Annotated in this window: 12 protein-coding genes and 1 other RNA gene; 5 read left to right on the forward strand and 8 right to left on the reverse strand. The window is 39.5% G+C overall.

The genetic code is table 11. The annotated features are described in order from the left end of the window. The first annotated feature begins 3 nt into the window (after positions 1–3). The 3 genes from ACM03V_RS30905 to ACM03V_RS30915 all read left to right on the forward strand — a co-directional run bounded on the left by ACM03V_RS30905 (position 4) and on the right by ACM03V_RS30915 (position 2,743). A complete protein-coding gene (locus ACM03V_RS30905; protein WP_414624676.1) occupies positions 4–759 on the forward strand; it encodes a helix-turn-helix domain-containing protein in 756 nt (251 codons plus the stop codon). A 140-nt stretch (positions 760–899) separates the two neighbouring features. Then, complete coding sequence (locus tag ACM03V_RS30910) at positions 900–2,468, forward strand: Hsp70 family protein (RefSeq protein ID WP_414624641.1); 1,569 nt, start codon at positions 900–902, stop codon at positions 2,466–2,468. 125 nt (positions 2,469–2,593) lie between these two features. Further along, the gene (locus ACM03V_RS30915; protein WP_414624642.1) at positions 2,594–2,743 is read left to right on the forward strand and encodes a WD40 repeat domain-containing protein; all 150 of its coding nucleotides are present in this window, start codon (positions 2,594–2,596) and stop codon (positions 2,741–2,743) included. Between the two features lie 14 nt (positions 2,744–2,757). Here ACM03V_RS30915 and ACM03V_RS30920 read toward each other — a convergent pair whose 3' ends face one another. Beyond that, on the reverse strand, positions 2,758–3,096 hold the full coding sequence (locus ACM03V_RS30920; protein WP_414624643.1) for a XisI protein: 339 nt from the start codon (positions 3,094–3,096) through the stop codon (positions 2,758–2,760). Positions 3,097–3,143: 47 nt separating this feature from the next. Between ACM03V_RS30920 and ACM03V_RS30925 the strand changes: the two genes are divergently transcribed. Further along, positions 3,144–3,779 carry a hypothetical protein gene (locus ACM03V_RS30925; RefSeq protein WP_414624644.1) on the forward strand — a complete coding sequence of 212 codons (636 nt, stop codon included), beginning with the start codon at positions 3,144–3,146 and terminating at the stop codon, positions 3,777–3,779. A 430-nt stretch (positions 3,780–4,209) separates the two neighbouring features. On the opposite strand, the gene ACM03V_RS30930 is transcribed toward ACM03V_RS30925, so the two are convergent. Further along, positions 4,210–4,641 carry a DUF1257 domain-containing protein gene (locus ACM03V_RS30930; protein ID WP_414624645.1) on the reverse strand — a complete coding sequence of 144 codons (432 nt, stop codon included), beginning with the start codon at positions 4,639–4,641 and terminating at the stop codon, positions 4,210–4,212. 88 nt (positions 4,642–4,729) lie between these two features. Beyond that, a complete protein-coding gene (locus ACM03V_RS30935; RefSeq protein WP_414624646.1) occupies positions 4,730–6,355 on the reverse strand; it encodes an AAA family ATPase in 1,626 nt (541 codons plus the stop codon). 273 nt (positions 6,356–6,628) lie between these two features. Here ACM03V_RS30935 and ACM03V_RS30940 point away from each other — a divergent pair, with 273 nt between their 5' ends. Continuing rightward, positions 6,629–7,132, forward strand: a complete 504-nt coding sequence (locus ACM03V_RS30940; RefSeq protein WP_414624647.1) for a DUF3122 domain-containing protein — start codon at positions 6,629–6,631, stop codon at positions 7,130–7,132. A 344-nt stretch (positions 7,133–7,476) separates the two neighbouring features. Here ACM03V_RS30940 and ACM03V_RS30945 read toward each other — a convergent pair whose 3' ends face one another. The 5 genes from ACM03V_RS30945 to atpA form a co-directional block, all read right to left on the reverse strand. After that, positions 7,477–8,028 carry a GNAT family N-acetyltransferase gene (locus ACM03V_RS30945; protein WP_414624648.1) on the reverse strand — a complete coding sequence of 184 codons (552 nt, stop codon included), beginning with the start codon at positions 8,026–8,028 and terminating at the stop codon, positions 7,477–7,479. A 7-nt stretch (positions 8,029–8,035) separates the two neighbouring features. After that, a complete protein-coding gene (locus tag ACM03V_RS30950) occupies positions 8,036–9,019 on the reverse strand; it encodes a hypothetical protein (protein WP_414624649.1) in 984 nt (327 codons plus the stop codon). Between the two features lie 78 nt (positions 9,020–9,097). Next, positions 9,098–9,478, reverse strand: a transfer-messenger RNA (tmRNA) gene (gene ssrA / locus ACM03V_RS30955). Between the two features lie 251 nt (positions 9,479–9,729). Next, positions 9,730–10,674 carry a F0F1 ATP synthase subunit gamma gene (locus ACM03V_RS30960; protein WP_414624650.1) on the reverse strand — a complete coding sequence of 315 codons (945 nt, stop codon included), beginning with the start codon at positions 10,672–10,674 and terminating at the stop codon, positions 9,730–9,732. 150 nt (positions 10,675–10,824) lie between these two features. Beyond that, positions 10,825–12,345 carry a F0F1 ATP synthase subunit alpha gene (atpA, locus tag ACM03V_RS30965; RefSeq protein ID WP_414624651.1) on the reverse strand — a complete coding sequence of 507 codons (1,521 nt, stop codon included), beginning with the start codon at positions 12,343–12,345 and terminating at the stop codon, positions 10,825–10,827. Between the last annotated feature and the right edge of the window lie 138 nt (positions 12,346–12,483).

The raw sequence follows: 12,483 nt of genomic DNA on the forward strand, positions 1-12,483 counted from the left end.
TGGTTGGTCATGGGTGCCTCAATAACCACCTACCCCGAAATTTTGAGGGGATACGAATTACTTTTGGAGTTAATGCGTCGAAACAAAATCCTTAATTGGAATCAGTTGCAACAAAAAACAGGTTTGAGCAGTGCAGCATTGTGGCGATTGCGAGACGGTGACGCGGCTTCGCTGAGTTTGGATGAATTGAGTAGAATTGCGTTATGCCGAAGGCATCATGCGGAGCATATCGCGCTCTCCATCCCGTTGGGAAATTTTCTCGATAAGTTGGGAATTCTTCCACCACATCCGGAATTAGAAATTAAGCGTCGGGAATGTTTGGAATTACAGCAGCAGTTACAGCAGCTTAATCAAGAAAAAGAGACTTTGCGAAAAGATGGTTTGCGATTGCATTCGGAATTGCAACAGCAGCAACTTGAATTAACCCAAGAATTTCGTAAATCAACATTTGAGAAACTGCAAACCCTGCTCGTAAATTATCCCAGCATTGATCAAATGGTAAAGGTAAAACCAGAATTACCCGCGAAAAATCTGCTTTCGAGCTTCACACCCCTAGAAAATTTATTAAAAGAATGGGATTACCAACCCATCGGTAAACCTTGGGAACAAGTTGAATACAATCCCCAAATCCATCAACCAGACACCGGGGATATTGCAGAAAGTGAAATGGTTTATATCCGTTTTATTGGATATCAACATCAAGGTAACATTCTTTGTCCCGCTAAGGTTAGTCGTACTCTTCCGGGTGCGGGGAAATAGGGGGATGGGGAGACAAGGGGAGAAGGAGAAATAAAAACTCCGCGCTCCTTTGCGTTAACCTTGGCGCTCCTCTGCGTTTAAAAAAAAATAACTCCTCACTCCCAACTCCTCACTGATAACTGTTCACTGTTAACTGACTCATGAACACCATAATCATCGACTTCGGAACCAGCAACACGGTTGTTTGCACTATTGACACAATTACTCAACAACCGCGCACTTTAAAATTCGATTCCCTTTCACGTCGCTTTAACGAACAAGTTAGCGTTATTCCTTCTCAGGTATTCGTCAAGTCACATAATAAATTGATTTTTGGCGAGCCTGTACGCGCTCAAAGGTTGGGTTTTAGTCAGCCACAACGTTATTTTCAAGCTTTTAAACGGGATTTAGCGGCGGATTTTGTTCCCCCTCCCCGCGTTTTGGATGATGTTAATTACAGTGCTGAAGCGATATCGGAATTATTTTTAAAAGAAATTTGGCAGCAGGTTAAGCAACAGTTGGAACCCAGTCGGGTGATTTTTACCGTTCCGGTGGGTGCTTTTGAACGATATTTGCACTGGTTTAACGGTTTGGCAGAAAAGCTGGATATTCCCGAATTGCAAATCGTTGATGAATCGACAGCAGCGGCTTTGGGTTATGCTGTCAAGCGCCCCGGTAGCTTGGTTTTGGTGGTGGATTTCGGTGGTGGAACTTTGGATTTAAGTTTGGTGCGTACTGTTAAGAGTAATTCTCAATATAATGCGGTACGTGCTGAAGTAATTGCGAAATCCGATGCTTTTGTTGGTGGGATAGATATCGATAATTGGATTGTCGAAGATTACCTGAGAAAAACGGCTTCGAGTCGGGAAGAAGTGGGCGAAGTTGGTTATCAGAATTTGTTGGAAATTGCGGAAAGATTGAAAATGAAGCTTTCCACCGATAATCAAGCTAAGGAATCTTGGTTTGATGATGAAAATTTTATGTCTCACGAATTGCAGTTAAATCGGGATGAATTGGCGGATATTTTGGAGAATCGGCAATTATTAGAGCAATTGCGACAGACATTAGATGAAGTGTTGGCAATTAGTTTAAGTAAAGGAATCGACAAAGCAGACATCGAACAAGTTTTGTTAGTGGGTGGTAGCTGTCAAATTCAAGCCGTACAGCAACTAATAATTTCCTACTTTGGCAGACAGAAAGTTAAATTAGACAAACCTTTTGAAGCCGTAGCGCATGGGGGTTTGGCTTTAAACGAAATGGTAGAAATAGACGATTACTTGCGTCATAGCTATGCAATTCGGTTGTGGGAACCTCATAGTAAAAATTATTCCTACATGACATTGATTGAAAAGGGTACGAATTATTTAGCAGACAGCGATGAAAAAGCCAGAATTAGCGAACCTTTGACATTACAAGCCGCCATTGAAGGACAAAAAGAGATTCGTCTCGACATCGGGGAAATTGCGGAAATGTCGCAAGCTGAGGTAACTTATGATGCTCAAGGGAGAATGACAAGCAGCCATTTGGTGAAACAGGAAACCTATCGTTCCTTGGATACCCAGCATCAACAGGTTTGTATCGCGCATTTGCAGCCACCGGGAGAATTGGGAATCGATCGGGTTTCGGTGCAGTTTGCGGTTAATGAGCAAAGGATGTTAATTGCGACGGTGCGGGATTTATTGACAGGGAAAGCGTTGATTGTGAGAGAGGCGATCGCTAAGTTGAAGTGATTTGAATTATATCAAATCTGTTGGTGTTGAAGTTATATTTTTAACGCAGAGGGGCGCGAAGGTAAGCGCAAAGGAGCGCTGAGGGAAGAGTTTTAAGAGAGTTTTTTTGTAAGGAGGTAATTATAATGTCGGATAATCAACCTAGGGAATATGACGCGGTGCTTGGTGGTGGAAATCATACAGATTGGGTTTACAGTGTAGCAATTAGTCCAGATGGTAAAACTCTTGTTAGTTGTAGTAGAGATAAAACAGTTAAAATTTGGGGTTTAAAGTAGAAAAATAATCAACTTCAACTCACCGCAAAACCCGTATACTGTCGTACTTTAGGATGCCGAAACCCTAAAATAATATCTTCTTTGGGAACACCTGCTTCCATTAAATCGGTTGCAACACCTTCTTCAGTATCATCGTATTGAATCCAAAATTTATTATCAACTAAATCCAAGTGAATGGGTGTAGTGTGTAAATACTTGTCCCCATTCCAACCAATATCTAATACTAAATAGCGCCCATTTACATCATCAAATACCACTTGAGAATTATAATTGTCTGGTATCGAACCACGGTATTCAGCTTCTGCGGTTAATATTTTTTTGATAATCTCTTGATATTTACATTTGGTATCCATTGATTTATCTCCTGTTTTTGTTCAATAACTATTCATAGAAGTAAGCAATGTCCTTTGATACCTACAAAAACATCGGTGAAGTTTTAAAAGAATATAACATAAGTTCTACTGAAGAAAACTTCATCATCGAAACAGCAATTCTTATTCGCGAAACCTTTCAAGAAGAATTAACGTTTTCATTAAGAGAATTTAACTATCAAGAATCAGAATATGCTATTTGTGAAGCGATAATTTTTCCCGTATTAAAAGAACTTTATCGCAGTTACCGAGATCAATTCACGTTATGGAGTCACAAAGCACTCGTTTATGATGATAAATTATCCGGAATACCAGATTATCTTTTAGCAAAAAAATCTGCTTTAGGAAAAGAAGTATTTGAAAGACCTTTTTTTGTAGCTGTAGAAGCGAAAAAAGATGATTTTATCAAAGGCTGGGGGCAATGTTTATCGGAAATGGTAGCGATTCAAAAGATTAATGATTCAGTTGAACAATCGATATTTGGTATTGTATCCAACGGGCAAGTTTGGCAGTTTGGCAAGTTAACAGATAGTTTATTTACCAAAGAAATCAATCTTTATACTATATCCGATTTGCATAAGTTATTTGCAGCACTTAATTTTGTATTCAAGCAATGTGAGATTCAATTGGAATTCTCAAGCAAAGAAGATACAAACATAAAATAATTATCTATGAGGTGTATTGCTTTCTCCCACAACTGGGAACACTAATAATAGTGAAGTGGTAAAAATGCAATTTTAAACCCATATCAGCCAAAGCTTTAATTAATGCGTCTGTATCTTTAATTTGGGTTTTTATAGCAGTGAAATGTGACATGATTATTATTAGTAATTTAATAATTTTATGATTTATGAAAAACCCCACAAATTAGCGGGGGGTTGGGGGGATCTCAATGTTTGGAACACTATATTTTTTGTCATGGATGTTCCCATCTTAAATTTATAGGAATCCGTAACACACCAAAATCCAGATAATGGTGCGTTACGCTCCGCGATAACACACGCTACAAAAATAGATTTTGAATTCCAAACTGTAAACACAATCCAAAATCCAAAACAAACGCATCCGTTGTTAAAATTTAAAATCCAAAATTATCTAAACCCAACTCCCCACAACAACCCTCACCGTACCATCTTCCAAAACTTCCTCTTCCTCAACATTAAAACCCTGTTCCTCAACAGTAGCCATCAGAGTTTTATGAGCATACTTTTGAGTAATTGAATTCACAAATTGCTTTTGATTAATCTTCGCACCCCAAAAATCAGCTACTATTTCATAACTTTCACCTTGGCGACGAAAACCCAAATCGTAACCATTACTTTGGCGAATTACATATTCAGCTTGAGTGCGATCGCCATTATATCCCCGCACCTTAGCATTGCACTCGACTTGATAACCTAACTCCTGCAACACCTGATGTAAAATTTCACCGTGCTTAATTTGAACCTTAATACTTGTAAAGTGAGACATAATTAATTTGGTAATTGGTAATTGGTAATTGCTAATTGGTGATTGGGCATTGGGCATGGGGCATTGGGGGGGATTGCGAATATTAATGTTATTTATGTAGTGGGAGCATCTTGCTCGCTATTTCTCCCCATCTCCCCCTCTCTCTTCAATCCACCTCCAACGGCGATATCCCATTCCCGGAGCTATACTGTTTCAATTCTTCTACTAGATGCACGTCATTTGATGCACTTCTCGCACCTGCTTGGGCTGCCCATTGTTTTAATCCGTCAATTTGTTCTTTCGCTATGGAAGCTAAAGGTACGGTAACTTCTATTGCTCTAAGAATATCTTCGGTGATAAAGTCGCGACGCTGCCCGTTAACTTTACTCGAAAATGCGTTGTGCATTGCTTCAATTATTACTTGCTCTATCTCTGCTCCACTAAAATTTTCTGTTTTACTTGCTAATAAAGATAAATCAAAATCTCGCACCCGATTTGCACGTAATTTTTGTATATGAACTTTGAAAATGTCTTGTCTTTCGGCTTCGGTGGGTAAATTTAAAAAGAATATTTCGTCAAATCTTCCCTTCCTTAACAATTCTGCTGGCAATATCTGCACGTTGTTGGCTGTAGCAACAATAAATACCGGGCTGCTTTTCTCCTGCATCCAGGTAATCAAGCTACCAAATACCCGTCGCGATGTACCGGAATCTCCATCAACTCCGCTGCTAATATTGCCGAATGCTTTGTCTATTTCATCTATCCACAATACGCATGGTGCCATTGCTTCGGTAAGCTGGATCATTTGGCGCACGCGGCTTTCACTTTCCCCGACGATTCCACCAAATAAACGCCCCGTATCGAGTCTTAATAACGGTAAACGCCATTCGTGAGCGATGGTTTTTGCGCTCAAAGATTTACCCGTACCTTGAATTCCTACGAGTAAAGCTCCTTTGGGATTGGGTATACCGTAACGTCTGGCTTCTTCGGTGAAAGCATCTTGACGCAACTGCACCCATTGTTTAAGTTGATCTAATCCTCCGACTCTTTTTAAGGATTCGGAAGGTGTAAAAAATTCTAATATCCCTGTTTGACGAATGGTTTGCTTTTTCTCTGCCAAAACACCGCTAATATCAGACTCATTAACCTGCTGCTTGGCTGCCAAAGCTTTCGCCAAAACTCGCTGAATCCGGGTGCGACTCAATCCCTGACAGGCTTTCACCAATTGCTCCCGCGCCAAACCTGCTAATTTCAGCTTGTCGGGTACCACCAATTGCTCTATTAAATAGTTAATTTGAGCTACGTCGGGTAAAGGAAAATCAACGACGGTAACTTCCTCCTTTAATTCTTCAGGTACTTCCAAAGTATGGCTGGTAAGAATAATCGACTTGCGACTGCGCTTTAATTCCCGGGCTAAATTTCGCAACTCTCGCACAATCGGCGCACTTTTTTCCGTAGTGAGATTTTTTATATAGGGGTGCAAATCCCGCAACACAAAAATAACCGATTTTTGGGCATCAGCTTTACCAATGCGAGCCAGCGCTGGCATCACAGAGCCTTTATCCGCACCGTTATCGCTCCAACCCCGCACGACATCCCAAAACAATACCTGACGCGCTGGTTGAGAAAGCGCAGCAACTTTAAATAAAACCTCTTCCAATGGCTCTTCTTCCACGGCAACCATATATAGTAGAGGATACCGCGCTCTAATCATCAAATCTATTTGCTCCACAAGCTCAAAGTTAGGAATATCCTTACTTACACCTGCTTTACTTGTATGAGAATTAGTCATAACACCCCTATTCCGAATTGGCAATAAACCAGAGGTTTCACACTCCACATTAGCAGAACATCTGTACTTATTGCTTCAGTTTATTCGCTTTCAAGCAAAGTGCCAATAGCATTTCAGGGAAAATCGCATATCTTATTAAAAGTTTTACAATATGTTTGGGAATTAGGGATGGGGCATTGGGCATGGGGAGTTAATTAGTAGCTAATTAATTATTCTCCCCCCTCTACCCCCTCTACCCCCTCTCCCCCCTCTCTCTTTGCACAAACCAAATCCATGCTGATAAATTTATTACGCCGCTGTTTTGCGATCGCTATTTTATTATTAATTGCAATCGGATTGACTACTCAAGAATCAACAGCGATGCTGCGACAACATCACGATGCACCGGGAGTTTTACGCTATCATTCCCAAGTATCTATCAAAGATAAACAAGAATATAATTGGCAGGTATTGCTGTTTAAAAAGATTAATCCCGGTGTAAAACAAGAATTAAATTTGAGAATAGTTGGCTTTCCCGGTATCTTTGAATTTTCTCATCCTCATTCCTTAGAAATAATTACAGCGTCGGGTAAGTTGCTTAATGCATCCGATGTTTACGCTACTTCATCGCCTGCTGCAAATGTGGGAGAATACAGCTTAACCGATGTCTTACCGAAATTAACCAAAATAGAATCTTTAAAATTAAATTTACCATTATTAGGTACAAAAAAGAATATTTTAGAAATACCCAAAACCGTTGTAACTGAATGGCAACTATTAGTAACAGAAGTTGATTGAGATTAATTGACTTATAAATTCTATTTATTGTAATATATAATACAGGTAATTAGTTTTGAATACTGTCTGTTTGCTTTTAATTAAAGATAATTCTGATGTAGTTATTCAAGACAAATAAAAATTTTACGCAACTTTACAAAAAAATACATTTCAGCTAAGTATGAATAACAGCACTTTCTCTTAGATTAATATTTAAGGGACTGGTTTAATATGTATTTTTTTTATTTTAATTTTTATTCTCTATTTCTTCTCGATCGATGATTATCTTTAAATAAAGAACTTCAACAATATCCTCTGCGATGTTGTAGTTGTGTGTTATTCAATTTTCAACTCTCCTAAGTATTTTAGGAGAGTTTTTTTTCATGCATATATTTATCTTTTAAAATCTCAAATTCCAAATTATCCCAATGCCGATTTTTTAAAAATTCGTTTTTTGGTAACTCGCGCTTAAATTTCATTCCTATTTTCTGTAAAACTTTTCTAGATGCCATATTTTCAGCAATACAGCGCGAGTAAATACGGTACAGTTTCAAACCCTCAAAGCCAAAGTTTAAAATGGTACTTGCGGCTTCTGTAGCGTAACCTTTTCCCCAATAATCTGGTGAAATTTCATAACCAAGCTCGGCTTCATTAGATTCTGTACTTTCTTTACGGATACCGCAGTTTCCAATTAATTTATGCTCAGATTTCAATATTAATGCTAACTGAAACTTAATTCGCGGTAGCTGCTGTTGTTGCTCTATAAAAATTTGAATAAAAGCTTCTACATCTTTACGCTTACGATTTTCCCATTCATAAAATTGTAGATAGCGAGAATCAGATTGATAAGCCAAAACTGCCTGCCAATCTTCAAAGGTAAATTCCCTCAATATTAGTCTTTCGCTAGTAAGGAGCATTGTTTTTTCATCCGAAATTATTACAAATATTATTTGCATTAAATACCGCTCTACAAAACCTCAACAATTCCGCTTCCAAAAAATCTCTCTTTGCATAATTAGCCATCACGCTGACAAACTGGACATTCTCAAAAACATAACCCTTGCAAGAATCGATCCTATCCAAACTAGCTGTTTTCGGATGTAGTATATTACTTTCCCAATCGCTAGTTGTTTCAAGATTGTCTAACTTCCATCCTGTATATGGGCACCTACCATTCTGTTTTTCCCAAAGCTGTTTTAGATACTCCAGGGTAATATTACATTCTCGTCCATTGCTCTTTACTCTTCTTCTTGTAAGTCTATGATGTTGACGAAATGGTGAATATTTGTCTCTTCGGGCATTATTCGCTACTCTTAAACTTATATTATCAATATCTATATAATTATCTTTACCTAAAATCCTATATCTATAAACGTCTATACAGAATTTAATTAAATCTTGTTCACTAAAAATATTTTTCGCAAAGTTGGCAATTACAGCAACAAACTGTATATTCTCAGGAATGTAACCCAAAGAAGAATCGATACGATCGACACTTGCTCTGTCTATTGTCAAAATCGCATTTTGATAATCAGTAGTACTAGGTAATAGAAGTAACTTCCAGCCAGTGTACGGACAAATTCCTTTTTGTTTCTCCCATAATTGTTTTAAATCTGCTAATGTGACAGAGCATTCATGTTTTCTGTGCTTGGCAGACTTTTTCATCACCTTTATATGATTTCGGAAAGGTGAATATTCATCGGTTCTAATGATATCCTTTAAATGGGCAGTTGTTCTATTTGCATTATCTCCAAAATTCGCTAACCCTTGAAACTTTCCGAAACACGATTTAGAACAATAATGAGGTCTTCCTAGTTTCTCGCTTCTATTAAATTCGCTGCGACTTTTATTAAATTCCTTTCCACAAGCAGGATTTTTACAGATAACTATTACTTGCGACTTACTCATAAATGATTTCAAAATTACTTACACAAAAACAAATCCACCTCTACATTTAAGTATAAGGTGGATTAAGTGTTTATGTACTAGTGGATCTGGGCAGAGTCGAACTGCCGTCCCCAATGGGTATTTACCCCCGCATCGTTCACAGGTATAGCCTCGTTAACCCTTAAGGCAGGGACCGTTCATTATCCCGAACGGTGGGATGCTTTGGTAAAGTCTTTTCTAATAAGTCCACCAAAGGGAACTTATTAGAGCATCCGTTGGGGGTTGCTCTCTAATCCTTAACGGAGTCAAACTAGAGAGAAGCGTACGAAAAAAGTTTAAGCAGTTACTGCTTGACGCTTGAATGCTACAATGTTGTTTGCAGTTATTATTTGTTTTGAGACTTGATTTACGAGATTTGACTCACTCTCGACCTGAATCAACGAGTAGCTTTCACCACCAGGTCGAAACCATTACAGACCCATGTGATTCATATTCTATTATAGTGCGCTTTTTTGAAAATTGCCACAACGGATTTTGGATTTTAGATTGGGTGATTGCAGCGAAAAGAGATGAGATATAAATTAGGTTTAAAAATAAATTGTATGATGTTTGTTGAAATGGGAAGATACCAGTTTGGCAAATAGCCCGCAGGCTAAAAGCCTGGGGCTACAAGAACAAAGCCCCACCCTTCCAGGGTGAGGGTTCGATTTGTCCAAAATTGGGATTTTCAATTACCCAAGCGCTTGGGCACCACCCACAACTTCTAAAATTTCTTGGGTGATTGCTGCTTGTCTGGCTTTGTTGTAAGACAATGAAAGACTTTTCATTAGATCCGCTGCGTTGTCGCTAGCACTACTCATTGCTGTCATCCGTGCTGCTAGTTCGCTGGCTGCGGATTCTTGCAATGCTCGCAATAGTTGGTTGCTTAAGTATAGTGGCAGCAAGGAATCCAGAATCTGTACTGGATCTTGTTCAAAAATCATGTCGCGAGGGAAAGCACGCATTTCGGTAGTAACTTTCTCTCTCTCAACTTCAAATTCACCACCACGACTTGTTAAACGGAAGAATTCGTCGTCTGCTGCTAAACCTTTAGGATCTAAAGGAAGCAGAGTTTGTACTACCGGACGTGAACTAACCAAGGAGACGAATTTGGTGTAAACTAATTCGATTCTGTCTACTCCTTCCGATAAAAATAAGGAAAGTAATCCGTCAGCTATATCAGAAGCTTCGGAAGCTGTAGGGATTTGTTCTAAGCCGGTATATGAATTTTCAATCGGTTGTTCGCGACGTTGAAAATACTGGTTGGCTTTACGTCCTACTAGTACAAGTTTGTAGTCTAAACCTTCAGACTGTAATTCTTTGGCGCGATTTTCCGCACGCTTAATTACGTTGGTATTGTAGCCACCACACAAACCGCGATCGCCAGAAATTACCAGCAAACCTACCGTACCAACTTCGCGCTTTTTCATCAGCGGTAAGTCTACATCTTCAAAGGTAAGACGGCTTTGCAAACCAAATAAAACTTGCGCCAAACGATCGGCAAATGGACGAGTAGAAGTTACCTGCTCCTGAGCGCGACGTACTCTTGCAGCCGCAACCAGCCGCATGGCTTCTGTAATTTTCTTAGTATTTTTAACCGAACTGATCCGATCCCGTATCGCTTTTAAATTAGCCATATTCTTGATTTTAGATTTTAGATTTTGGATTTTAGATTTATATCCAATGTCAAATACTGTTGACAGAACATTCCTATTTCACATCGAAACTTGTATGAGATTTTGAACTTTAGATTCAATCCAAAATCCAAAATCCCAAATCCAAAATTGTTATGCAGTTGCCATGAAGGTCTTTTTGTATTCGGTAATCGCTTCTTTGAGTGCTTTTTCTTCGGTTTCACCAAGGGCTTTCGTCTCGGAAACTCCTTGCTTGAATTCAGTTTTGTTGTTCTTCAAGTATTCTTGGAATCCTTCAACAAAATCTGTAATTTTATTAACTGCGATATCACTTAAATATCCGTTAAGACCCGCATACAAGATTGCAACTTGCTCGTATACTGCACGAGGCTGGTTTTGTGGCTGCTTTAAGGTTTCGCGCAAGCGCACACCTTGCGCCAATTGGTCTTGGGTAGTTTTATCTAAGTCGGATGCAAACTGCGAGAATGCTTGCAATTCATCGAATTGTGCTAATTCCAACTTCAACTTACCGGCAACTTTCTTCATTGCCTTGGTTTGAGCGGCGGAACCCACGCGAGATACTGAAATACCGGGGTTAATTGCGGGACGAATACCGGCATTAAATAAGTCAGAAGATAAGAATATCTGACCGTCGGTAATCGAAATTACGTTGGTAGGAATGTAAGCGGATACGTCACCAGCTTGGGTTTCAATGATTGGTAACGCGGTCATGCTACCTGCTCCAAGGTCGTCGCTGAGTTTTGCAGCGCGTTCCAACAAGCGGGAGTGGAGGTAAAATACGTCTCCAGGATATGCTTCACGACCGGGTGGACGACGTAGTAACAAGGACATTTGACGGTAAGCTTGTGCTTGCTTGGTCAAATCGTCGTAAATAATTAAAGTTGCTTTGCCTTTGTACATAAAGTACTCAGCAAGTGCAGCACCAGAATAAGGAGCCAACCACTGTAGAGGTGCGGGTTCGGAAGCACTAGCTGCAACTACGATGGTGTAATCCATCGCGCCTGCATCTTGTAGAGTTTGTACTACGTTAGCAACGGTAGAAGCTTTTTGACCGATCGCAACGTAAACGCAAATTACGTCTTCTGACTTCTGGTTAATAATGGTGTCGATCGCGATCGCAGTTTTACCAGTTTGTCTGTCACCGATAATTAATTCTCGCTGTCCTCTTCCTACAGGAATCATCGCGTCAATAGCGGTAATTCCGGTTTGCATTGGTTCGTGTACGGAACGACGTTCAATAATACCCGGAGCCATCGACTCAATCAAACGACCTTCAGAAGTTTGAATATCACCTTTACCGTCGATCGCTTCACCCAAAGCATTGACAACTCTGCCAATCATGGCATCGCCAACGGGTACCTGAGCAATTTTACCAGTAGCTGTAACGGTACTACCTTCTTGAATTTGGCGACCGTCACCCATCAATACCGCACCAACGTTGTCTTCTTCTAAGTTAAGAGCAACACCAGCGGTACCATCTTCAAATTCTAACAACTCGCCAGCCATAGCTTTTTCCAAGCCATAGATACGAGCAATACCGTCACCTACTGACAACACGGTACCAACATTCTGCACTTTGACCTGTTGGTCGTATTGCTCGATTTGCTGTTGGATAATGTTACTAATTTCGTCTGGTCTAATGCTAATTGCCATTTTTTTTATCTTCTTTCTTACGATAGGGAATATTTGATAATTTTAAATTTTAGATTATTGATTTATTAATACCTAGCAGCTAGCTCCTAGAATCCGAAATAAAAACCAACAGCTAATTACCTTTAATCCAAAATCAAA

This window comes from Calothrix sp. CCY 0018 (genome assembly GCF_963920925.1).
Classification (GTDB): domain Bacteria; phylum Cyanobacteriota; class Cyanobacteriia; order Cyanobacteriales; family Nostocaceae; genus Rivularia.